Consider the following 23,232-nt stretch of genomic DNA (forward strand, 5'->3'; position numbering starts at 1 on the left):
TTACAATATCTCCCATAAATTTGCTATAAGCATCACGGTTTATTGTTTTCTTTTAAATCCTTTATTTCATTGGCTTAATTGGCAATCTCTAACTGAAAAGATAACATTAACTATAATTTGTTGTTAGAAAGATATTTCGTGAACTATTTTATTAAGAAGGTTGCGTTCAAAAAAACAACGATACGAGCGTAATCTGAGTAAAATTAGGTAGGGATTGATGGCTGGAACCAATAAGAATCGTAAAAATTTAACAAAGGGTCCAATTATTATTTTAGTCGAGCCACAGCTTCCTGAAAATATTGGTATGGTAGCAAGGGCAATGGCAAATTTTGGGCTCTCTAAGTTGCGGTTAATCAAACCTAGAGAAGAATTTCCAAATGAAAAAGCCAGAGCAGCAGCGAGTAAAGCAGATCATGTCATTAACGACGCAGTGATTTTTGATACATTACGTGACGCAATTGCGGACTTGCACTACGTTTTTGCTACAACGGCACGTGAAAGATGTGGTTTTAAAACTGTAAAAAGTGCTGTTGAAGCAGCGAGTATATTACGTCAACGTGAAAATATCGGGCATAGGACGGGTATTGTATTTGGAAGAGAAAGGTGGGGACTCGTAAATGATGAAATCAGTCTTGTTGATGAAATCATTACTTTTCCAGTGAATCCTGCTTTTGCATCACTTAATATTGCACAAGCGGTTTTGCTTATGTCTTACGAATGGATGAAATCAGGTTTGGAAGATGCGAGCGACACAGCTTTTCGTGCAGTAGAGATGGAGCCCGCTGATAAAGCAACGTTTCATGGCTTTTTATCTCAGTTGGAAGATGCTCTGGATATTCGTGGATATTTTAGACCTCGAGAACGCAAAGAGGTGATGCTTGCAAATCTGCGTTCTGTTTTTACGCGTGCTCATTTTAGTGAATCTGAAGTTCGCTTGCTACGGGGAATTGTATCTTCATTGGAGCATTTTTCACCTAAGTTTCCACGGGGAAGTGGTGCGCCTGCAGAGCGTGATCGTAAAAAATTAAAAACAAGTGTGAAAACGGATGGATGAACGGCCTGTTCTTTTTTTTGATAGTGGCATTGGCGGTTTAACAGTGTTCAGAGAAGTACGCGTTCTTATTCCTGAAACGCAATTTATTTATATTGCTGACGATGCGGGATTTCCTTATGGCAATTGGGAAGAGAATGTTTTGAAAAACCATATTTTAAAGATTTTTACAAATCTTTTAACACTTTATAATCCCGTCTTATGTGTGATCGCTTGCAATACTGTGTCTACATTGATGATGGCAGATTTACGAAAAAATTTTCCCCATATTCTTTTTGTCGGAACTGTTCCTGCGATTAAATTAGCAGCTGAACAAACAAAATCTGGTTTTATTTCGGTTTTAGCCACTCCTGGAACAGTTAAACGTGCGTATACACATGAATTAATTCATTCCTTTGCTGATCAGTGCCATGTTCAGCTTGTTGGCAGTGAAAAGCTTGCTGGTTTTGCTGAAGATTATTTACGTGGAAAAGCTATTGATTTAAAAGAATTACGGAACGAAATTCTTCCGTGCTTTGTTGAGCAAAATGGTAAATATACTGATATTATTGTATTAGCCTGTACACATTATCCTTTTTTGATTAACTTATTTCGTGAACAAGCTTTATGGCCCGTTGAATGGATTGATCCAGCAAAAGCTGTTGCTAAACACACAAGATCATTATTACCTAAAAGAATGCATCACAAAAATATAAAGAAGCATAAAGATTTTGCGTTGTTTTCATCGCAAAATATGACTTCTTCAACAAAGCGTTTGTTAAAAGGATTTGGCTTAAGTATCATGAAAGGAGTTGACTTTTGGGTGTGAGATCAATAAAGCTATCCCAGCTTTTTCTTTCGAGGAAATAGCGTTAATAGACGTGTCCCGTGGATAACTTTGCATGTATGTTAAGATATCCTGTCAGTCTTTATATTTAAAGGCAGAGGAGGGCGCGTTTCCTTGAGGTCTTAGTGTGAGATCTTGTGTTTTATTTTTAAGGAAATGCGATGAGTAAACGCGAAACAACGAAATATAAAATTGACCGCCGTATGGGAGAAAATATTTGGGGTCGTCCAAAATCTCCTGTTAATCGTCGTGATTATGGTCCAGGCCAGCATGGACAACGCCGTAAAGGAAAGCTTTCTGACTATGGTGTGCAATTGCGTGCTAAGCAGAAATTAAAAGGTTTTTATGGTGATATTTCAGAAAAACAGTTCCGTAAAACTTATGAAGAAGCTGCTCGTCGTCGTGGTGATACTGGTGAAAATCTTATCGGACTTTTAGAATCACGTTTGGATGCTGTTGTCTATCGTGCAAAATTTGTTCCTACAATTTTTGCTTCTCGTCAATTTATCAATCATGGTCATGTTAATGTAAATGGCCGGCGCACAAATATTCAATCATATCGCTGTAAACCAGGTGATGTTATCGAGGTTCGTGAAAAATCAAAACAGCTGGTTTTGGTTTTAGAATCTGTGCAATTGGCAGAACGTGATGTGCCTGAATACATTGATGCAGATCATAATCAGATGAAAGCAACATTTACGCGTATCCCTGCTTTTGCAGATGTTCCCTACGCTGTGCAAATGGAACCCAATTTGGTTGTTGAGTTTTATTCTCGCTAAATTCTCTATAGAGGATAGAGCTCTCCCTGTTTTATTATATGCTCAACAAATATTGTGTTGCTTTATAGTCTTTTAAGCTAACAAGCGGTTTTTGTGAATGGTGCTATATCAAGTTTATTGTTATGTTTTATAGCAGTATGACTTTTGTGTAGCTCCATTTCTTTTTTGCATACTTCATTTGTACAGCAAATGAGTATAAGTTTAAACTGCACTACATCTGTTGTTATCTCCATACGAGATGTTTATTGTGCAAGATTATAATATCATGGATAATGTTTCAGTCGAATATAAGGAAATGGAAGGGAATGTAGAGAAAACTGATCTTTTGGGGAGAGAAGCTGATGATTGTCATCCAATTTTTCGGATTGCTCCTTCAACCGTAGAGTTTAATAAATTACGCAAACGGCTTTTGCGTCATATACGGCAGGCATTTGATGATTTTTCTATGCTTTCTTCAGGAAAAAAATGGCTTGTTGCTTTATCGGGCGGAAAAGATTCTTACGGTTTACTAGCACTTCTTCTGGATTTAAAATGGCGTGGTCTTTTGCCTGTTGAAATTTTGGCCTGTAATCTTGATCAAGGACAACCAGGATTCCCGAAACACATTCTTCCAGATTTTTTAAATTCTTATCAAATTCCATATCGCATTGAATATCAAGATACTTATTCGGTTGTTACAGATAAATTGGCACATACGCAAACATATTGTTCTCTTTGTTCTCGATTGCGACGTGGTAATTTATATCGTATTGCACGTGAAGAGGGATGTTCTGCATTAGTTCTGGGACATCACCGTGATGATGTTTTGGAAACATTTTTTATGAATTTGTTTCATGGGGGTCGATTAGCAGCTATGCCTGGAAAGCTGATAAATGATGAAGGAGATCTTTTTGTTTTGCGCCCTCTTGTTTATGCTGCTGAGGAAGATATGGAAAAATTTTCTCAAGCAATGCGATTTCCTATTATCCCTTGCAATCTTTGCGGTAGTCAAGATGGTTTACAACGCAATGCAATGAAGGAAATGTTAAGTGATATAGAAAGAAGAATGCCCGGACGTAAAGACACCATGATTCGGGCCTTGACTAATGTGCGTCCAAGCCATTTGCTTGATAAAAAATTTTTTGATTTTAAAAAATTATTATAAATATTAAACGTTAATGAAAATAAACTAAGCTTTTTTTATAACTTTAAACTGCGGTGCCATAAAGATCATAGGCATCTGATTGTTCGATTTTAACGGTGACAAATTCACCTACACGTAATGGTCGTCGTGATGATATATGCACGACACCATCTATTTCTGGAGCATCATATTGACTGCGACCTTTAGCTGCTTTGCCTTGACTTTCATCAATAAGAACTTTGAGTCTTTTTCCAACTTTTTTCTTTAAAAGATGCGTAGAAATTTTTTGTTGTTTTGCCATAAATCGATGCCAGCGGTTTTCTTTCACTTCTTCAGGAATGTTTTCTAATCCCAAATCATTTGCAACAGCACCTTTTACTTCTTCATATTTAAAACAGCCGGCACGTTCAATTTTTACTTCCTCTAACCATTCAAGAAGCATGTTAAAATCTTCCTGAGTTTCGCCTGGAAAGCCAACAATAAATGTTGACCGTAAAGTAAGATCAGGACAGATCTCTCGCCATTTTTCAATCCTACGGTTTGTTTTTTCCATAAGAGCAGGACGTTTCATATTGCGCAAAACGGTTGGTGATGCATGCTGAAAAGGAATATCCAAATAAGGAAGAATTTTTCTTTCAGCCATAAATTCAATAACTTCATCAACATGAGGATAAGGATAAACATAATGCATACGTATCCAAATACCCATATTGCCTAATTCGCGACAAAGATCAAAAAATTTGGTTTTTACTTTGCGATCTTTCCAAGGAGCTTCCAGATATTTAATATCAATGCCGTAAGCACTTGTATCTTGTGAAATAACCAAAAGCTCTTTTACACCTGCTTGTACAAGTTTTTCAGCTTCACGAAGAACATCATTGATGGGGCGTGAGGTAAGATTACCACGCAGAGTGGGAATAATACAAAAACTACACCGATTAGAGCATCCTTCAGAAATCTTTAAATAGGCATAATGGCGGGGTGTTAAGCGAATACCTTGTGGGGGAACTAAATCAATAAAAGGATCATGAACTGGAGGAATCACTGTATGAACTGCTTGTATAACGCTTTCATAGGCTTGTGGTCCGGTAATAGCCAATACATTAGGATGTGTTTGGCGAATAACATCAGGATCAGCACCAAGACATCCAGTTACAATAACTTTTCCATTTTTTTTGAGGGCTTCATCAATATTGGCTAGTGATTCGTTTCGGGCAGAATCAAGAAAACCACAGGTATTAACAATAACGAGATCAGCGCCTTGATGCTTACGTGAAATTTCATAACCTTCGGAACGAAGGCTTGTAATAATTCGTTCAGAATCTACAAGTGCTTTTGGGCATCCAAGAGAAACAAAACTAATACGAGGTGCTGCCATGATAATCCTTGCAACTTTATGATGACAATCGAATTTTATTTGCTAGTCTTACTTTATTAAGAATAAAAAATTCTCTTTATCTTTTTACATATGCAACGCTGTTCTTTATAAAGTTATTTGATTTTTTTCTACAAAATTTTATCAGTATGTGTCGCATAACACGCAAAAAAATGCGAACATAATCTTTTATTGAATATACGGAGCGTGCTAGGTTTTTAATATTTGCGGATAAGTCCGATAAGCTTACCTTGTATCTGTACATGCTCAGGTCTGTATATGCGTGTTTCATAATGCGGATTTGCAGCTTCCAAGGCAATAGAGGCTCCTTTGCGTCGATAACGTTTTAATGTTGCTTCTTCTTTATCAATGAGTGCAACAATAATCTCACCTGGTGTTGCTGTATTTTGACGTCTAACAATTATAGTATCTTTATCAAGAATGCCTGCTTCAATCATAGAGTCATCTTTAACTTCTAAAGCATAATGTTCCCCTAAGCTCAGCATATCTGGTGGTAAACAAAGCGTATTTATTTGTTGTTGTATAGCAGAAATAGGTACACCAGAAGCAATGCGACCCATAATGGGAATAGTGACGTTTTTTTTATCTTCCTCATTAAAATTATCAAGATTACCAAAGTTTTTTGATATTTTTCTTTTATTATTCTCTATTACACTGGGAGAAATTTTACGAGCTGAAGAAAGATTAAATGTTATTTTCTCAGGAAGTCGAATAACTTCTACTGCACGGGCACGATTTGGCAGACGGCGTATAAAGCTGCGTTCTTCTAGGGCTGTAATAAGTCTATGAATGCCAGATTTTGAAGTAAGCTCCAATGCAATTTTCATTTCATCAAAGGAGGGGGGGACACCAGTTTCTTTCATATGATTATGAATGAACAAGAGTAGCTCATATTGTTTACATGTCAGCATTCAATGTTCCAATCAAAATAATCAAAAAGGAGACCAATCGAAAATAAAATTATAAATGTCTGTAATTATTCTACAATTTTTTTGAGACAAATCAAAATCATCTTCTGTATATTTTTTAAAATATATTTTATTCTTTCAAATAAGAGGAATTATCTTAAGCTAAATCCTGCAATCAGTTTTTGAGATAACACATCTGTCTCTTCTAATCTTCTCAGAAGCTATCTGCGTATCTTGCAATTTTTATCATAAAGAGTCCAATTAAAAGGATTGTTTTCAATTTAACATAGATGATAGCTCAATGCGCATTTGGAATCATTTCAACCGTACTAAATTTTTAATTCATGCCTGCTTTATTGCGATAGAATAACAAGCTCCCTCTAGACGGAGATGGTGCATCACAGAAGTCATGCCCACATATGGAAAACAAGAACAAAAACTTTAAAGATACAAAAATGGATAGTTATATTTCAAGAAATATACCCCCCCAATACCTTCTGATAAATATGCTTTTTCTCTTGTTCTATTAATTATGCTCAACAACAGTGGGATAGAATTTGTTTATTTCTTATTCGCTTTACTTATTTATTTAAATCTTATTTACCGTGCTTACATGCATTCCTACCCCTCCCGTAATTTCAGAATGTTCACTATTTCACATTTTAGAAACTAGTAGGCATTTTTATGTTTGAATTGTTACTTTTATCCAAGCTCAAAAGGAAAAAAACAAAAAAATATTGATAACTAAAAGAAAGAATAATTTTTTTTTCAAAAAGTGTTGACCAAATGAAAAGTCAACCGTATGTTCCACTAACTTTCTACAAGCAAGATAGCTTGTTTGGGAGCGCGTAGCTCAGCTGGTAGAGCAACTGACTTTTAATCAGTAGGTCCAGGGTTCGAATCCCTGCGCGCTCACCACTTTTTAATAAAATCAATATCTTACATAAGACTGTATGAATCTTGAATTTTTTGATTCAATTGATAGTTTTTTTTACCTATCGCGAATCTTTTAGGACTTTTTTATTGATTCCATTGTGAATCGTGTTCTACTCAGCTTTTTTGATATAGAGTAGATATTCTTCTATCTTTGATCCACCAAGAACGAATTTTAAGTCGCAATAAGTGTAGCTTCTGCATTGGTTACACATGTTGCTGCTAACTTTCTCAATTCATGTGCTGCTTCATTAAATGGCAGTTTTTTCTGCATTAATCAAAGTGGTTTACCAGTTCTTGAGCAGAAGAACCTCACTTATTCACAGTTCATATTATGAAATTACAATTTTGGTTAAGGTACTGATTTTTTTTTATTTATTCATTTATTCTAACTGTTATTAGAATATCTTTATTTTCGTGGCAATTAATAAAAAATGGTTAATAATTTATTAATTTCTTGATAAAAAGTAAATCTTAAGCATATCATAGCCGCGCGAGGGGAATCATCTTGAAATATGAGTTTTCCTATCGCGTACAGAAAGTACTGCGTGTTTTTTGCGGTAAGTACTCAATAGAAATAAGCGGGCTGACAGATGCTTCCAAACAGCAAAAGAAAATTTACTCCTATTGTTAAATCAACATTTCAATTTATTTCCGTGCTAGCTGTTTCCCAGTTATTAGTATCGTGCTGTGCAAGCCAAACGACACATACAGCTGATGTAGAGACTACTGTTGTGCCTAAAAAGTTTTCAAGTGGAAAAAATCAATCAAAAGGGGAGAAGAGTAGGCGGCCTATTGTTGGTAAACCTTATCAAATAAAAGGAAAATGGTACTATCCCCAACATGATCCAACCTATGAACGTGTTGGAGAGGCATCATGGTATGGTGCAGACTTTCATGGGCGTTTAACAGCAAATGGTGAAATCTATGACATGAATCTTTTGACTGCCGCTCACCCTACAATGCCTCTCCCCAGTTATGTTCGTGTTACTAATCTAAAAAATGGATCTTCACTCATTGTTAGAGTGAATGATCGCGGTCCTTTTATGAATGATAGAATCATTGATTTATCAAAAAAAGCTGCAGCAATACTTGGTTATGAAAATGCTGGTGTAACGAATGTCAAAGTGGAATATATTTCTGAAGCACCTGTTGGCTATTATGATGGTGCTTATTTAATGGCTTCTTATACGCCTGGAAATTTCTCTTCATATGCGTTAGCATTAGCAGATATACCGAAAAAAAGGGAAAATATCATATTAGGGAAAGGGAATACAGGCAGCAAAGAACGATTAGCTGAGGCTACTGTTGAACAGAAGTCACTGAACACTATTTCAATAAAGTTGCCAGAAATTGGTCCCGTTCTGGTTAATAAGCCGCCGTTGTTCGATCAGATAGCCTCTATAAATAAGCCAAACAAGAAGACAAAGGTGAACTGGTTGCAATTGTTTTAAGAAGAACGTGCGTTAATTTTTAAATCGGATAAAATTCCCAAACGACCAAGAGTCATAAGGTGCTGGTTGTAAGGGGATTTTTGTTGAGAGCATGAGGATGCACATTTTATAAAGAAAACAACACGTGAAAAGTTTTCTCGTGCTTTCTAGGCATTTGAAATATTAAAACTAAGCCTACGCGAGAGATAAAATCGTATATCATGTGCTTTATTTTAATAACGCTGGGTGAAAATAGAAAAAAACGCTTTTGGGGTGCAAGTTATTCTTAGTCTACAGAAAATAAACAAATCTTTCCTTGTATGAGGGGATCCTTTATGCTGATTCTTTATATGGGATGGGAGAGTCGGTTATGCGTACAATATTAAGGATTTTATTTACCTTATTTTGCATATTGATATGGGATTGCGGGGGAAAGGCGCGAGATTTTCAAACTTCTGCATCGCAATTACTCTTATTAGATAATGACACCGATACAATACTTTTTGAAAAACAGAGTGATATTATTTTTCCCCCTGCTTCATTAGCAAAATTGATGACTGCTGAAGTCATATTTCATCAATTAAAAGAAGGGCTGTTAAGCAGCACACAAACATTCAAAGTGAGTGAAAATGCTTGGCGCAAGGGGGGAGCGCCTTCCGGTACAACCACTATGTTTGCAAAAGTGAAGTCAGAAATTAGTGTTTCTGATCTTTTGCATGGTTTAATAGTTATCAATGCAAATGATGCCGCTATTACCCTTGCTGAAGGAGTATCGGGAAGTGAGGCTGATTTTGCAAAACTGATGAATCAGAGAGCTAAAATACTTGGATTGTCTCACAGCCATTTTGTTAATGCGACAGGATTTCCTGAAGAAGGACAGTTTGTAACATTACGCGATATAATCACATTAGCACGTTATATTGTTCGTGAATATCCCGATTATTATAAACTTTACCGTGAACCTCACTTTACTTGGAATAATATTTTTCAACGTAACAAAAATCCTCTTATTTCTAAAGAAATTGGTGTAGAAGGATTTGGCTTTGGCTACAGTGAAGAAGAAGGCTTTGCAATGGTTATTGCCGCCTATAAAAATCATCGACGTCTTTTTCTAGCAATAAATGGTTTACAAGATGGAAAAGGGCATACAAAAGAAGTAGAACGCATTCTTCAATGGGGAATGACAGCTTTTGATCTTAAAACAATTTTCACAAAAGGAGAAATTGTTGGCCGTGCTTCTGTTTATGGTGGAGTGCAAAATTCTGTTTCTCTTATTGTTAAAGAGCCGATAAATTTTATGCTTTCCAATGAAAAAAAAATGAATGTTAAAGCAAAAATTAAATATCATGGTCCCTTGAAAGCTCCCATCGTTTTAGGACAATCGGTTGGTGTTATTCAAATTTTAGAAGATAAAAAGGTTCTGCTTGAAAAACCAGTTTTTGCTGGAAACAATGTTCAGGAAGGCAGTTTTTTTGCGAAAGTAAGAAATGCATTCTATGAAATAACAATTGGATGGTTACGGAAATATTTATAGTACATATTTATTAAGGTTCACACGTGTCAGGCTATTTTATCACATTTGAAGGGGGGGACGGAGTAGGAAAATCAGTACAGGTTCATTGTCTTTATGAGCATCTTAAGGGCAAAGGCTATGAAGTTATTATGACACGAGAACCAGGAGGAACACTAGGTGCGGAAATAATACGCCATATTTTATTGTCGGGTCAAGCACAACAGTATGGAGCTTTAATTGAAGCTGCTTTATTTACAGCCGCACGCATTGACCATGTTACAGAGGTGATCACTCCTTATTTGCAAGAAGGAAAAGTCGTTTTATGTGATCGCTTTATTGATTCTACACGTGTTTATCAGGGACTCAATGATAAAGTAAGCTCTTCTACTCTTTCTCTTTTAGAACGCGTTGCACTCAATGGAATCATGCCTCATTTGACATTCTTATTAGATATATCGGCAGAATATGCTATGGAACGTGCAAATACTCGAAGATTCTTGGAAGTAAAGAAAAAAACAGAAACAGTCGATTATTTTGAAAAAGATAATTTGGAAATTCAAGAACAAAGGCGGCAAGCTTTTCTTCGATTGGCAGAACGGGAACCTCATCGGTTCCGTGTGATTGATGCGACAGATCCAATGCACGTTGTTGCAGACAAAATAAAAAATATTTGTGATCAAGCAATGATGGATCATTTTATATGAGTTACGTAAATTCTTTGCACAAATATGACGATATCGATACAGTTTTATCACCTTCACAGAATAATATCATCTTTGGCCATGAGGATGTTCGTCATTTTTTGGCGCAAATGCGTAAGGAGGGGCGTTTACATCATGCATTATTATTTGAAGGAGAGCAGGGGATTGGAAAGGCCACATTGGCATTTCACTTTGCTTGGAATATTTTAAGCTCTCAAAAAGGTGACTTTTTGCAACCAGAGTATAATTCCATTACATGGCACCAAATTATGCAGGGAAGTCACCCAGGTCTTTTGCATGTTTCACGTCGCTTTGATGTAAAAACGCAAAAGTTCAAAACAGGTATCCTCATTGACGATATCCGCGATGTTATGCATTTTTTAAACCAAACATCGCAAGATAATGGGTGGCGTATTGTTATCATTGATCCTGCGGAAGATATGAATAGAAGTGCAGCGAATGCAATTCTCAAAACGCTTGAGGAACCTCCTGCAAAAACTTTATTCATTATTATCACGCACTCTTCAGGAAAATTGCTTCCAACAATTCGCTCACGATGCCAACAGATTTCTTTGCGACCACTGCGTGATGACGAGATGAAAAAAGTTATTACACATATTTTTTCAAATCAGAATTTACCAGATGAAGAAACCATTGAAATGATTATTCAGAGATCCAAAGGAAGTCCTCGAAAAGCTACTTTACTTATTTGCCATGGTGGGTTTGAAATTGTTAAAACCATTGATTCTCTCTTAGAGCAATCTTTTTGTAATCCCGCTGTTGTACACACTCTTGCACAAACACTTTCATCTCTTTCTTCAGCTATCCAATTTCAACAATTTTGTGATGAAATTCTTGATAGAATTGAAAAAAGAGCTATCATGCTCATTGAAAGAGGGGATTTGGCTCTCTCAAAAAAATGTGCGCAAGTGTGGCAAGAGATTCATAATGAAATAGGGGAAATACAATCATTTAATCTCGATAAAAAGCAATTCATTATTAATCTGCTTTTTAGAGTTCATAAGATCATTCGTGAGATTGAGCTTTTTTCGTGACAATGTGATTAACAGACGTTATGTCATATTGTATCTTTTATTGCGTTTCACAACGAGTCTGACATGCGTGACACCTATTACATAACAACTCCAATTTTTTATCCTAATGGTACTCCACATATTGGGCATGCCTATAGTGCAATTGCAAGCGATGTTTTGGCTCGTTTTCAACGGTTAGATGGAAAAAATGTATTTTTTCTCTCTGGTACGGATGAGCACGGTTTAAAGATGCAACAAACAGCAGCAGCGCTGGGTATGACACCTAAACAACTTGCAGATCGTAACAGTGCTGCGTTTCAAAAAATGCTTGCAGTATTAAATTGTTCTAATGATGATTTCATCCGTACGACAGAAGAGCGCCATTATCAAACTTGTCAAGAAATTTGGAAAAAGATGGAAGCGAATGGCGATATTTATCTTGGGCGTTATACGGGTTGGTATTCGGTTCGTCAGGAAGCATATTATGAAGAGGAAAATACTGAAGTTGGAGAAGATAACATACGTCGCGAAAAGGAATTAGGCTCTCCAGTTGAATGGAACGAAGAAGAAAGTTATTTTTTTAGACTTTCCCGTTATGAAAAAGCTCTTCTTGAACATTATGAAAAACATCCCAGTTTTATTGCTCCTCTTGAACGACGTAATGAAGTTATAAGTTTTGTCAAATCTGGTTTAAAAGATATTTCCATTTCACGTGCAAGTTTTAATTGGGGCATTTGTGTTCCAAGTAATCCAAAACATGTGATGTATGTCTGGGTTGATGCACTCACAAATTATCTGTCAGCAATTGGTTTTTTCGATGAAAATTCAAAAAAACGTGATTTTTGGCCTGCAAATGTTCATATCATTGGTAAAGATATTATTCGTTTTCATGCAATTTATTGGCCAGCGTTTTTAATGTCTGCTGGAATAGAACTACCTAAGCGTATTTTTGCTCATGGTTTTTTACTCAATCGTGGTGCCAAAATGTCAAAGTCCATTGGAAACGTTGTTGATCCTTTCGAAATGGTCGATCACTATGGACTTGATCAGGTCCGTTATTTTCTTCTCCGTGAAGTCCCATTTGGACAAGATGGTAGTTATAGCCATGATAATTTTGTAAACCGCATTAATGCGGATCTTGCTAATGATCTTGGTAATTTAGCGCAACGCTCTTTGTCTATGATTGCAAAAAATTGTGATGCAAAGGTCCCCATACCAGCTGCATTTTTAGTTCAAGATGAACAGCTTTTGGAACAATCTCTTCAGTCCCTTGAAATTGTACGCCAATCCATGCTCTCTCAGGGAATGCATTTAGCACTTTCAGCTATTTTTTCAGTTGTGGCAGATGCTAACCGCTATTTTGCCAACGAACAACCTTGGAGTTTACGAAAAAATAATCCAGAAAGATTTTCTACAGTTCTTTACATAACTGTAGAAATTTTACGGCGAATAGGAATTATGCTGCTGCCTTTTATACCACAATCAGCAGCCAAACTTCTTGATAGTCTTGCAATTACTAAAGATGATCGATTATTGTGTCATATCAGCAGTTCAAGGATTCAAGAGGGGCTTGAGCTTCCACCACCAGAGCCAATCTTTCCCCGTTATATCTTGAAGAAAGACGATATTCATCATGTTGATTGATACACATTGCCATCTTGATTTTGAGGATTTTGCACAAGATTTGGATGATGTTATCCAACGGGCTTTAGATGCTGATGTTAGACGTATGATAACGATTTCAACACGTGTTCGTAAGTTAGATAAGCTATTAGCAATTACACAAGCTTATGATCAAGTATTTTGTTCCGTTGGCACACATCCCAATAATGCCCATGAAGAACAAAATATTACAGCTGAAAGCCTTAGCAATCTATCCAAGCATCCCAAAATTGTTGCGTTTGGGGAAGTGGGGCTTGATTATCATTATGATTATTCTTCACCAAAAGAGCAAAAGAAAATTTTCCAAGAACATATTATTGCTTCTCGAGAAACACAGCTACCTCTTGTTATACATTCACGCAATGCGGATGAAGATATGGAGAAAATATTACGTGAACAGATAAAAGAGGGAGCTTTTCCATTTGTGCTTCACTGTTATTCGTCTGGAATGCAACTTGCTCGTGCTGGCATTGAACTTGGTGGTTATATCTCCTTTTCAGGTATTCTTACTTTCAAAAATGCGCTTGAAATTCGTGAAATAGCAAAAATTGTGCCTCATGAGCATTTATTAGTGGAAACAGATGCACCGTTTTTAGCCCCTGTTCCTCATCGAGGAAAAACAAATGAGCCATCTTTTGTGCGTTATACAGCAGCTATTTTGGCTGAAACAATTGGCTTAACTATTGAAGAAACAGCTCAGATAACAACGCAAAATGCTTTTCGTTTATTTAGCAAAATGAAATAAGGCCAAAGGCATGTTTGATCGGTACCGATTTACAATATTAGGCTGTGGTTCCTCTCCAGGAGTACCACGCCCTAATGGTGATTGGGGAGCTTGTGATCCCAATAATCCCAAAAATAAACGCTACAGAAGTTCTTTATTAGTTGAACGCATTCATACATCAGGGGAAAAAACAACAATCGTTATTGATACTGGTCCAGATTTTCGATCACAAATGATCGATGCACATGTGAAGCATCTGGATGCTGCACTTTATACACATTTTCACGCGGATCATATTCACGGTATTGATGATTTGCGCAGCTATGCACTTGCACAAAAATGTCTGATAGATATTTATGCAGATGCGTTTACACTAGAGCATTTGAAAAATGCATTCGGATATTGTTTTCAAAAGCCAAAAGGTTCATCTTATTCACCCATTTTAAAGGCGCATACTATCAATGAAGATAGCCAATTTATAATTCAGGGGCAGGGAGGTGCAATAACTATCAATACACATTTACAATTTCATGGGAATATCCATTCTTTAGGTTTTCGTATTGGTAATGTTGCTTATTGTACAGATGTTAGTAACTTTCCTGAAAAAACATTACCACAATTAATGAATTTGGATGTTTTAATTATTGAAGCTCTTCAGTTTGAATCACATCCAAGTCATCTTTCCGTTGATCAAGCATTACAATGGATAAAATATTTAAAACCAAAACAAGCTATACTCACACATATGGATAGATCACTTGATTACAATGAGGTTGTAAATTATGTCCCATCACATGTTAAACCTGCACATCAAGGACTTGTCTTTGAAAAAATGTGCTATTAAGTGACTAATAGCCAAAAATATTATGGCAAACGAAGCAATGAGTTGCGCTGATAATCAGTGGGAGTTTTTCGCTATAAGCGTTGCGGAGATAATGAAATTCCAGTTTTAAATAACCCATAATGCTGTCTTGAGTAATATCGCACATATAAAGCGTTTTACCGCAGTAATTTTACTTAATTATATTTATTTACTATAATTAAATATTATTTAAAGCCAACTATTTAAAATAGATATACTTTCATTCTCTTAAAATATACTGTCTAATTATTGCCATAATTATGTTTTAAATATGATTAATGTGTCTAAAATTTAACCGCAACCTTTCTTTTATTTTTTTGTATCATGTTATCGCATAATATATATTATGGAACTTTTATAGATGGAAAGGATATATACAATGCTAACAACAGCACTTTTGAAAACGATAGCGTCACTATGGATATTTTTCTCAAAACCAGCTAATCCTTGGGATTTATGGTGGGTACCTTTTATTAAAAAAATATTAAAATGGGATCGCGCTGGTAATTTCTAGCCTGAAAGCCCCGCAAAAATAGTGATCTTTTAATCTTTTACGATAATGTTTTTGTCGTATCGATTTAAAAAAATCATTATAATTTGCAGTATCACAAAAACTACAAATAATATTCCATGAAATAATGGTATAAACGGCTGATAGATGAGATTAGAATAATAAAACGCAAGTGCTTCGGTAAATGCTGCAATGCACCATAAAACAATTCCCCACAGGGAATACATCCAAAGTCCAATTAATGCGATAGGATAAATAATAGCCAATGTGGTTGATAAAAACTGCCACTGCCATGGCATAAGATCAAAACGCCATAAAACTTCCGGAAATACACCAACAAGACGGATCCAATAAAAAATACCTAAACCTAAGCAAACAAGTGCTAAAAACCGCAAATAACAACTGTAAATTAAATTAATTTTTGAAATCTTTTTTTGAGGGTCGTGTATCAAAATAATAATTCTCTCTCAACAGGTTGGAAGTAGGAATCTATCATTTCATCTGTTATCTTAGATAATCTATCTGGTTGCCATTTAGGTGTTTTGTCCTTATCAATTAACATTGCACGTACACCCTCACGGAAATCATGTGAATTAATCATATGATGAGCAATGCGGTTTTCAATTTTCATGCAATCTTCCAAAGTTTGAGATGAATTTTGTTTCATTTGCTTCCAAATAACTCTTAAACTTGTCGGAGAACATGATTGCAAAAGATCATAACATTCTTTGGCGAACAAAATTCCTTCATTCATTTTTTTATAAAGGAGTTCCATACATTCTTCTAACGTAGGTGTACCAAAACAAGTACTGACAACACAGCGTCTTTCATGATCTGTCTCATAGTCTCTTATGATTGCTCGCTCGTCTAAAGCTAACATAGGACTTCCCTGCTCAATAATAGCTCTTCTAACAGGCTCTAATTCAACTGCAGGAACTGCATGTGTTGCTAATCCTAAGTTTAAACAATCTCCCCATTTTATGCGTGCGCCAGTCAATGCAAGATAAATGCCAAAATAATCGGGGAGAGAAGGCAGAAAAAAGCTTGCTCCAACATCTGAAAAAAATCCAATAGAAGCTTCTGGCATAGCAAAGAGTGTGTTTTCTGTAACAATTCGGTGTGAACCGTGTATAGAAATCCCCACCCCTCCTCCCATACAAATACCATTCAAGAAAGAAACATAAGGTTTTGGAAAACGTCTAATAGCGACATTTAAGCGGTATTGATCGCTGAAATATTGATAAGAAGAGGCTGTTTTCCCCATATGGTATATTTCTACGACATCCCCACCAGCACAAAAGGCACGTCCCTCTCCTTCAATTAAGACACAAGAGATATCATTATCTATTTCCCATGCACTTAGAGCTCTTTTAAAAGCAAGAGTCATGCGGTGATTAAGAGCATTTAATGCAGAAGGACGTGTAAGCTTTATAATACCAGCACGCCCCTCTTTTATAAAAGAAATGTCATCACCTGCTCCAAAATCAATATGCATCTTATATCTCTCCTAAAGCACCTAGATTATTGTTTTTGATACTTTTTTACTCCCAATTGAGGAAAGAGTTGCATGATAGCACCGATACAATACATATAAATCCCTGTTACTGAAATACCTATCTTAACCCAGTATGGAGCATTGAGTTGATAAAAGAACGCGACAACACCAAAGAAGCACCATAAGAGAAAAATTGGAAAATTAAGCATACGTAAACGAATGACCCTTACTGGATGAATAAAATAAATTGGTAAAAAAGATATGATTGCGGATAATGCAATAATGGTAAAAGCAATCCACTCCCCTGGTCTTACGACAAAAAGCACGAAAACCATCATATTCCAAACTACAGGAAATCCTTTAAAAAAGTTTTCCTTGGTCTTCATTCCAGTGTCTGCGTAATAAATAGCCGATGAAATGACAATGATAGCACTTAATAAAAATGATAATCCTGAACCTATAAAACCACTTTGATAAAGCGCAAAAGCTGGAATTAAGACATAAGTCACGTAATCAATGATATTATCTAAGAGTTCTCCAGACCATGTTGGAAGTACATATTTAACATCAAGTCTGCGCGCAATTGGCCCATCAATACCATCAACAAAAAGTGCAAGTCCAAGCCAACAAAACATAGCAGTCCATTCTTTTTGAGAGGCAGCTATAAGAGAAAGAAATGCTAAAAACGAACCAGAAGCTGTTAGTAAATGGACAGAAAAAGCCTTAGCTTGTGGCATTGTTACTTTTTTAGGGCGTAATAGATCAGCATTCGTTTTGATTTTTTTTGTTAGCTTACGTTTCAAGGTTTTCTTATCCTCGTTTCTAAAATCTTTAACCATCTACTAATACGCCATTTTTTCCTACGCTATGATTCATCATAAAAAAGCATAAAAAAGTTACTTTTTTATGCCGCATTATTTATTACATAATATAATAGAAGAACTTTATACAATAAAAAGAGATTATTTATTTAGAAACGTTAAAATATTTGAGAAATAGGGAAAGGCTTAAATCGTTGTGATATTTGAAAAAAACGAGCATAAAGATATTGCTGTCATTGGTGCAGGTCCAGTTGGTATGTTAGCAGCGCTTTGTCTTGCATATAAGGGTTACTCTGTGTTTCTTATTGGTCCACCTGCTCATACAGATGAATTACGGACAACCGCTCTTATGATGCCAGCAATCCGTACACTTCAAAAATTCAATATTTGGAATGTGCTCAAACGTCATGCGGCAGCTTTATCTTTCATTAGAATCATAGATATCACTTCTAGAATTGTGCGTGCTCCTACTGTGAATTTTTCTTCTGTTGAAATTGGTGAAGAGGCTTTTGGTTATAACATACCTAATGTAGAGTTAAACAATGCGTTGATCGATTCCGTTACACATACGCCCAATATCATCAGACTTTTTTCTTCAGCAAAATCTTTTCATCATCAACGAGATCATATATGCGTTACTCTTGCAGATGGCAAAGTTCTTCAGGCATCGCTTGTTATTGCTGCTGATGGGCGCCACTCTCTAACACGAGCAGCAGCGGGTATAGGGGTCAAACAGTGGAGTTATCCGCAAACAGCACTCGTTCTTAATTTTTCTCATGATTTTTCCCATCAAAATACATCGACTGAATTTCACACCGAAAATGGTCCATTTACACAAGTTCCATTACCAGGACACAGATCCAGTCTTGTATGGGTGGTTAAGCCTTCTCATGCTGAAGAATTATTAAATTTAGAACCAAAAGCAATTGCAAAAATAATCGAAGACCAGATGCAATCAATGCTTGGAAAGCTGAAATTAGAAACAGCCGTTCAAGCATGGCCGCTTTCAGGACTTATTTCTCATCGTTTTGCTGCTAACCGAACAATTTTAGTGGGCGAATCGGCCCATGTTTTTCCTCCTATTGGAGCACAGGGATTAAATTTAGGATTTCGTGATGTTCAAACTTTGGTCGATATTTTACCTAACCAAATATCCGATTTTAACTCTGAGATGATCGTTACACATTATAATCGGTGCCGAAAACCTGATATATTGATCCGGAGTGGATCTGTTCATATGCTCAACTCTGCTTTACTTTCTCATATGCTGCCAGTTCACATCATGCGAAGCCTTGGGCTTGGGTTATTACGTAATTGCTCACCATTGCGTAATTTATTTATGCGAGAAGGGATGTATCCTGGTTACGGATTAAAAAAAATTATGCCAATATTTCCAACCAAGCCGCCTAAACAATTGCATTGATATTATCAATACTGTTCTAGCTTAGTAAGAGATACATTATGGGAGGATCATGCACGTTTTTTGCAAGTTGGTGCATTGGTTTAGGTTTAATGCGTAAATAATAAAAAAATCTTGAGTTTCTTTTCATATTTCATCAAGAAATTGATCAATAGACTTATATCGAAGGGGACTTATTCTAAAAAATCTTTTTTACAAACTCTGCTGTGGAAAGCTTTTGAAAAAAACGAGTATGGAATAGGGTAATCGGATTTCTCTTTTAGAAACATATGAATGTAAAAAGTCAGATTTGTATACGGGAAAAATGGCAAATTTTATTTTTATGTCTCTTGCATCAAGAAAAACAATGGTCAGAAAAAAGCTAGCGCCGCCTATACTGAGTGAGATACAACACATCAATGGTAAGATGTTTTGGTCAACAACATCATAAATCACATAAAATCTATCATAATACACACCTTTATATCACTCACTTGACGATATGAATGCTGTAGAACTGCATGTTTGAATAAACAGAGAAAAACTGGACTGTTAAGAACAGATGCTCAACAACTCTCACTTTTGCTCACAAGAGAATAAAGAAAAAACGGCTTTAGTTAATCAACGCAAATTTTAAAAAGTTTGCGTTATTAATTATAATATTAAAAATAAAATATTTTTCGGAACCTGTTTGTAATAAAAAGGTTAATAAAGCATCGTTTTAATAGATGGTGATAAGATGAGATTAAATAAAAATCTAAAATCAGGTATCTTTTTTATTATGATTGGATGTATCTCGTTTATAGTTACCGTTTCAATAAGCAAAGTTTTTCATGCGCCTTATTGTCAAATCTCTGCATATACTACCACTAAAGACATCGCTAAATCAGGACAAAATTCATTTACTGCTTCGCAAGTTAAAAACTGTCTCATGCAAAATGGTTTCAGAAATATTAAACGATTGCGTTTAGATGACAAAGGTATTTGGCGCGCCCTAGTAGAATTTAAAAAATGCCATTTTTTCATATCAGTTGATTATTCTGGAGCAGTTAGCATCCAAAATGAAAGAGGAAAACATGATTGTTTTTAAAACTTATAGCAACGTCGATTCTAACAACTGTGAAAAAAACTTTTTAAAAAAGATCTGTCATTCTATTAAGGAGCTCGCTTTCATTGGAAGTCTAAATGGGAGTGTATCGGGAGCAATCGCGGCAATTCTAGCAACTTATGGTTACATTTCTCTTCCAGGATTTGGTCCAATTATCGCAATGGGAATAGGTATAGCATTCTCCACCGGAACGATCATTGGTGCAATGATAGGATCAATAATGGGTATTTTTGTTGGTACATTTTGTGTTTTTATAGAAGACTTCTATAGATCACAATAGTTATTTCTCTTAAAAACTTCGTGATGCATAGAAAGTTTGCATCAGTTATATTTTCTTTTCCATGAACAAAAATATTTAAAAACAAATGAAATCAATAAGTTATATTGTTTTATTTTCGATGAAATCTGCCTCATATTATGAAAAGCACTGGATAAATTAGCACATTTCCTTTCTTAATCTTCACACCGCTTTTAAATAAAAAATCTGCTTTTTTAAAAGCATCTCTTGAAGAAATGTGAGTGAAATATAGTTATTAAACTATAATCTATAAAAGCTGTATGTTTGATAGATAGAGAGAAGCATTCTAGATATGCTTAGAGATGATAAAAAAGGTATTTTGAGATTATGGGGTTTTTTCTTTAATCCTAATTCCTCTCAAAAAGGATGTTTTTAAATCCATGTGATTTATTGAAATATCATAATTAAAAAGGTGCTGTATGAATAAAATTTTCTTCTCTTTCTTGGCAGCACTGGCGTTTTTAACTTGTAACGCTACTGCATTAGCGGCCTCGATGCAAGTAAAGATTTATAAATTAGAAGAGAATAATACAAAAAATTCTATTGGTACAATTGACATTGAAGAAAATATATACGGTTTGATTTTTGCTCCAAATTTATCTACCTTGCCGGAAGGTTTTCATGGTTTTCATATACATATAAATCCTTCATGTGATACAAAAGATGGCGTAATTGGTGGTGCCGCTGGTGGGCATTATGATCCAGAACATACCAATAAACATCTTGGACCTTATAATATCAATGGTCATCTTGGTGACTTACCAGCACTTTATGTTGATGAACAAGGACGAGCAACAATGAGCGTCATTGCTCCACGCCTAAAAAAACTTTCTCAAATCAAAGGTCATTCCTTAATAATCCATATAGGAGGAGATAACCAATCAGAGGAGCCGTTACCGCTTGGTGGAGGTGGTGGACGTTTAGCATGTGGTATTATTGAATGATCGTCCTAAAAACTGCAATAAACTGTAAAAGTATGTATGCGATTTCTTCTACAGTTCGTCAAGAATATAGCTTAACGAGGGGTTTGTTGTACAATTTACTATAAGTTTTTGTAACAATTTGAGAGCCATTTGAGACTTAGTGATATTTTTGTAAACGGTTTTCAAAAGAGCCCCTTCCCTTTCGTTTTTGCTGCATCAATAATGAGAAACCTTTCTGTTGCCCATGTAATAGACGCACAGGCCGTGTTACTCTTTTTTCAGCACTTTCTGATTTTTGGTGCCTCGAAAGACAATATATATTTAATCCGCTCATTTTGTTATAGCGATAAATAACTGTAAAAGTTTTCCATTGATCACTGACTTCCTCCATACTTCCTATGATATAAAGATTGGTTGCTCATGATTTCTAATGAGGTCTTTAGTACCAGAGAAGCAATTCTGATGGCACGAAAGAACTTCTTCCTTTCTAATGCAATCGCAACCTTTGCAATAATCATAGTTTTTCAGCAATGTTTTGATAATGTACAATGAATGACAATGACTTAATATAAAATCTTAATAAGCTTTTTAAAACTTAACACAAGCATTTGAATAATTTTTTAGCTTATCATGAAAAAGAATGACAAACAGAGGTAATAAAACGCTTACAAAAAATATAAGAACTTCTCCGCTTACAAGAAACATAAAAAAACTTTCTTAAAATATAAACCTCATGAGCACACATAATTCCAATCAGATAGGCGAATATCACCAGTCTGATAGAATTGACGAACACATTGAATATAATGAGAAAAATCTGTGTTTTCCTTCACCAACCTATTAGCGGTATCCCAATCAATTTCATTACGCTCTTTGGCAGGAATCATAATCTGACTTTCGGAAGAATTTTCCTTATCAAGTCTTATAAATCCGATTCCATGTAAACTTGAAAGCATCCGAAGCTCTTTTAACGTATCAACGCCTTCAATTTCGCTAGCAACTAAATAACTAAAATTAGCCCATGAGGAATTGCTAACCGTTTGGAAAAATACTTGCCGCACATTTGAGCGATTGACAAGAATTTTTACCTCAAAAGACCAGAGTTTTGTCTTTTTATCAAAATATTGCAAAACACAGTCTTTGATTTCACGATGCCACTCGCTACTCAAATCTTGCATTCCTACAAGGTCTGGATAAAGCCATTTATTACCACCAGCACCATTCTTATTCCGAGAACGTTTCTCGTTAATACGCTTGCTATAAACTTCAAGTTCTGACCATAAAAACTCAGATAACAACGGATAAAGATCATGCTCTTTAATAGAAAAATCATCTATCCTAGAAGTCTGAAAAACCGCGTTGCTTTCTACTTCATCAATTTCAGCACTGTCTGTTAATTGTGTAAAATAATATTGTCGCGGTCGTCCTTCAGTGGTTTTAATTTCTGGATGACATTTTTGCAATTGAGGACGCCTAGACCCTATTTCAGCAACAATTTGCTGAATAAGAGCCGCATCACTCTTAAGGGGAGCGACTGTCGCGGTTGAACGCTTTTGCTTTTTACGGCATGCCTCTGGGTAATTTTCGAATATCCATTGAGCGATTTCTCGAGCTGTAAATTTTTTTGTCGGGTTTTTCTTTAAAAAATTAAAAGTAGTGTTTGTTAAATCCAAAGACATACGTCAAATCATCCATTTTTATCCTTTGTTATATTTATTCTATTATCTTCAGA

Annotated in this window: 21 protein-coding genes and 1 tRNA gene; 16 read left to right on the forward strand and 6 right to left on the reverse strand. The window is 35.6% G+C overall.

Features of this window, described 5'->3' with window-relative positions; all coding sequences use genetic code 11:
- Positions 1 to 217 precede the first annotated feature (217 nt).
- The 4 genes from QHG54_RS01755 to ttcA all read left to right on the forward strand — a co-directional run bounded on the left by QHG54_RS01755 (position 218) and on the right by ttcA (position 3,800).
- A complete protein-coding gene (locus QHG54_RS01755; RefSeq protein ID WP_317993279.1) occupies positions 218 to 1,054 on the forward strand; it encodes an RNA methyltransferase in 837 nt (278 codons plus the stop codon).
- Positions 1,047 to 1,859 carry a glutamate racemase gene (murI, locus tag QHG54_RS01760; RefSeq protein WP_317993278.1) on the forward strand — a complete coding sequence of 271 codons (813 nt, stop codon included), beginning with the start codon at positions 1,047 to 1,049 and terminating at the stop codon, positions 1,857 to 1,859. Before QHG54_RS01755 ends, murI begins: the two co-directional genes overlap by 8 nt.
- A gap of 179 nt (positions 1,860 to 2,038) precedes the next feature.
- Entirely contained in the window at positions 2,039 to 2,656 is a 618-nt protein-coding gene (gene rpsD, locus QHG54_RS01765; protein ID WP_317993277.1) for a 30S ribosomal protein S4, read from the forward strand.
- A 265-nt stretch (positions 2,657 to 2,921) separates the two neighbouring features.
- Positions 2,922 to 3,800 (forward strand): tRNA 2-thiocytidine(32) synthetase TtcA, encoded by an 879-nt coding sequence (gene ttcA / locus QHG54_RS01770; protein WP_317993276.1) that lies wholly within the window; start codon positions 2,922 to 2,924, stop codon positions 3,798 to 3,800.
- 43 nt (positions 3,801 to 3,843) lie between these two features.
- Here the strand turns inward: ttcA and rimO are convergent, their stop codons facing one another.
- Positions 3,844 to 5,157: a 30S ribosomal protein S12 methylthiotransferase RimO gene (rimO, locus tag QHG54_RS01775; RefSeq protein WP_317993275.1), complete on the reverse strand. Its 1,314-nt coding sequence runs from the start codon at positions 5,155 to 5,157 to the stop codon at positions 3,844 to 3,846.
- A gap of 215 nt (positions 5,158 to 5,372) precedes the next feature.
- Positions 5,373 to 6,086, reverse strand: coding sequence for a transcriptional repressor LexA (gene lexA / locus QHG54_RS01780; protein WP_317993274.1), 714 nt, complete (start codon positions 6,084 to 6,086; stop codon positions 5,373 to 5,375).
- An 839-nt stretch (positions 6,087 to 6,925) separates the two neighbouring features.
- Between lexA and QHG54_RS01785 the strand changes: the two genes are divergently transcribed.
- The 8 genes from QHG54_RS01785 to QHG54_RS01820 all read left to right on the forward strand — a co-directional run bounded on the left by QHG54_RS01785 (position 6,926) and on the right by QHG54_RS01820 (position 14,927).
- Positions 6,926 to 7,001: transfer RNA gene (locus tag QHG54_RS01785), tRNA-Lys, on the forward strand.
- 608 nt (positions 7,002 to 7,609) lie between these two features.
- Complete coding sequence (locus QHG54_RS01790; protein ID WP_317993273.1) at positions 7,610 to 8,470, forward strand: septal ring lytic transglycosylase RlpA family protein; 861 nt, start codon at positions 7,610 to 7,612, stop codon at positions 8,468 to 8,470.
- Positions 8,471 to 8,819: 349 nt separating this feature from the next.
- Entirely contained in the window at positions 8,820 to 9,983 is a 1,164-nt protein-coding gene (locus QHG54_RS01795; RefSeq protein ID WP_406604333.1) for a D-alanyl-D-alanine carboxypeptidase family protein, read from the forward strand.
- 23 nt (positions 9,984 to 10,006) lie between these two features.
- Positions 10,007 to 10,666, forward strand: a complete 660-nt coding sequence (gene tmk, locus QHG54_RS01800; protein WP_317993271.1) for a dTMP kinase — start codon at positions 10,007 to 10,009, stop codon at positions 10,664 to 10,666.
- Entirely contained in the window at positions 10,663 to 11,718 is a 1,056-nt protein-coding gene (locus QHG54_RS01805; protein WP_406604334.1) for a DNA polymerase III subunit delta', read from the forward strand. The genes tmk and QHG54_RS01805 overlap by 4 nt, the downstream gene beginning before the upstream one ends.
- Before the next feature lie 63 nt (positions 11,719 to 11,781).
- Complete coding sequence (gene metG, locus QHG54_RS01810; protein WP_406604335.1) at positions 11,782 to 13,341, forward strand: methionine--tRNA ligase; 1,560 nt, start codon at positions 11,782 to 11,784, stop codon at positions 13,339 to 13,341.
- Entirely contained in the window at positions 13,331 to 14,104 is a 774-nt protein-coding gene (locus QHG54_RS01815; RefSeq protein WP_317993268.1) for a TatD family hydrolase, read from the forward strand. Before metG ends, QHG54_RS01815 begins: the two co-directional genes overlap by 11 nt.
- A 10-nt stretch (positions 14,105 to 14,114) precedes the next feature.
- Positions 14,115 to 14,927 (forward strand): MBL fold metallo-hydrolase, encoded by an 813-nt coding sequence (locus tag QHG54_RS01820; RefSeq protein ID WP_317993267.1) that lies wholly within the window; start codon positions 14,115 to 14,117, stop codon positions 14,925 to 14,927.
- 561 nt (positions 14,928 to 15,488) lie between these two features.
- On the opposite strand, the gene QHG54_RS01825 is transcribed toward QHG54_RS01820, so the two are convergent.
- From QHG54_RS01825 to pcsA, 3 genes are read right to left on the reverse strand one after another with little or no spacing between them, the layout of a single operon-like run.
- Complete coding sequence (locus QHG54_RS01825; protein ID WP_406604336.1) at positions 15,489 to 15,908, reverse strand: DUF6163 family protein; 420 nt, start codon at positions 15,906 to 15,908, stop codon at positions 15,489 to 15,491.
- On the reverse strand, positions 15,905 to 16,951 hold the full coding sequence (locus QHG54_RS01830; protein ID WP_317993265.1) for an enoyl-CoA hydratase/isomerase family protein: 1,047 nt from the start codon (positions 16,949 to 16,951) through the stop codon (positions 15,905 to 15,907). The genes QHG54_RS01825 and QHG54_RS01830 overlap by 4 nt, the downstream gene beginning before the upstream one ends.
- Positions 16,952 to 16,977: 26 nt before the next feature.
- Complete coding sequence (pcsA, locus tag QHG54_RS01835; RefSeq protein WP_317993264.1) at positions 16,978 to 17,790, reverse strand: phosphatidylcholine synthase; 813 nt, start codon at positions 17,788 to 17,790, stop codon at positions 16,978 to 16,980.
- A 178-nt stretch (positions 17,791 to 17,968) separates the two neighbouring features.
- On the opposite strand from pcsA, the gene QHG54_RS01840 reads away from it, so the two are divergent.
- From QHG54_RS01840 to sodC, 4 genes are all read left to right on the forward strand, one after another.
- Positions 17,969 to 19,195: a UbiH/UbiF family hydroxylase gene (locus QHG54_RS01840; protein WP_317993263.1), complete on the forward strand. Its 1,227-nt coding sequence runs from the start codon at positions 17,969 to 17,971 to the stop codon at positions 19,193 to 19,195.
- 715 nt (positions 19,196 to 19,910) lie between these two features.
- A complete protein-coding gene (locus QHG54_RS01845) occupies positions 19,911 to 20,261 on the forward strand; it encodes a hypothetical protein (RefSeq protein ID WP_406604337.1) in 351 nt (116 codons plus the stop codon).
- Positions 20,233 to 20,559 carry a hypothetical protein gene (locus QHG54_RS01850; RefSeq protein ID WP_317993261.1) on the forward strand — a complete coding sequence of 109 codons (327 nt, stop codon included), beginning with the start codon at positions 20,233 to 20,235 and terminating at the stop codon, positions 20,557 to 20,559. Before QHG54_RS01845 ends, QHG54_RS01850 begins: the two co-directional genes overlap by 29 nt.
- Positions 20,560 to 20,996: 437 nt before the next feature.
- Positions 20,997 to 21,521: a superoxide dismutase [Cu-Zn] SodC gene (sodC, locus tag QHG54_RS01855; protein WP_406604338.1), complete on the forward strand. Its 525-nt coding sequence runs from the start codon at positions 20,997 to 20,999 to the stop codon at positions 21,519 to 21,521.
- 710 nt (positions 21,522 to 22,231) lie between these two features.
- Here the strand turns inward: sodC and QHG54_RS01860 are convergent.
- Positions 22,232 to 23,179 carry a COG2958 family protein gene (locus tag QHG54_RS01860; protein ID WP_406604339.1) on the reverse strand — a complete coding sequence of 316 codons (948 nt, stop codon included), beginning with the start codon at positions 23,177 to 23,179 and terminating at the stop codon, positions 22,232 to 22,234.
- Positions 23,180 to 23,232 lie beyond the last annotated feature (53 nt).

The organism is Bartonella gliris, from assembly GCF_045277155.1.
In the GTDB taxonomy this organism is placed as follows: domain Bacteria; phylum Pseudomonadota; class Alphaproteobacteria; order Rhizobiales; family Rhizobiaceae; genus Bartonella; species Bartonella gliris.

Coding starts and splice junctions, on each gene's coding strand:
- QHG54_RS01755 (WP_317993279.1), top strand. CDS start 218: ATGGCTGGAACCAATAAGAATCGTAAAAATTTAACAAAGGGTCCAATT.
- murI (WP_317993278.1), top strand. CDS start 1,047: ATGGATGAACGGCCTGTTCTTTTTTTTGATAGTGGCATTGGCGGTTTA.
- rpsD (WP_317993277.1), top strand. CDS start 2,039: ATGAGTAAACGCGAAACAACGAAATATAAAATTGACCGCCGTATGGGA.
- ttcA (WP_317993276.1), top strand. CDS start 2,922: ATGGATAATGTTTCAGTCGAATATAAGGAAATGGAAGGGAATGTAGAG.
- rimO (WP_317993275.1), bottom strand. CDS start 5,157: ATGGCAGCACCTCGTATTAGTTTTGTTTCTCTTGGATGCCCAAAAGCA.
- lexA (WP_317993274.1), bottom strand. CDS start 6,086: ATGCTGACATGTAAACAATATGAGCTACTCTTGTTCATTCATAATCAT.
- QHG54_RS01790 (WP_317993273.1), top strand. CDS start 7,610: ATGCTTCCAAACAGCAAAAGAAAATTTACTCCTATTGTTAAATCAACA.
- QHG54_RS01795 (WP_406604333.1), top strand. CDS start 8,820: ATGCGTACAATATTAAGGATTTTATTTACCTTATTTTGCATATTGATA.
- QHG54_RS01805 (WP_406604334.1), top strand. CDS start 10,663: ATGAGTTACGTAAATTCTTTGCACAAATATGACGATATCGATACAGTT.
- metG (WP_406604335.1), top strand. CDS start 11,782: ATGCGTGACACCTATTACATAACAACTCCAATTTTTTATCCTAATGGT.
- QHG54_RS01815 (WP_317993268.1), top strand. CDS start 13,331: ATGTTGATTGATACACATTGCCATCTTGATTTTGAGGATTTTGCACAA.
- QHG54_RS01820 (WP_317993267.1), top strand. CDS start 14,115: ATGTTTGATCGGTACCGATTTACAATATTAGGCTGTGGTTCCTCTCCA.
- QHG54_RS01830 (WP_317993265.1), bottom strand. CDS start 16,951: ATGCATATTGATTTTGGAGCAGGTGATGACATTTCTTTTATAAAAGAG.
- pcsA (WP_317993264.1), bottom strand. CDS start 17,790: ATGGTTAAAGATTTTAGAAACGAGGATAAGAAAACCTTGAAACGTAAG.
- QHG54_RS01845 (WP_406604337.1), top strand. CDS start 19,911: ATGAGATTAAATAAAAATCTAAAATCAGGTATCTTTTTTATTATGATT.
- QHG54_RS01850 (WP_317993261.1), top strand. CDS start 20,233: ATGAAAGAGGAAAACATGATTGTTTTTAAAACTTATAGCAACGTCGAT.
- sodC (WP_406604338.1), top strand. CDS start 20,997: ATGAATAAAATTTTCTTCTCTTTCTTGGCAGCACTGGCGTTTTTAACT.
- QHG54_RS01860 (WP_406604339.1), bottom strand. CDS start 23,179: ATGTCTTTGGATTTAACAAACACTACTTTTAATTTTTTAAAGAAAAAC.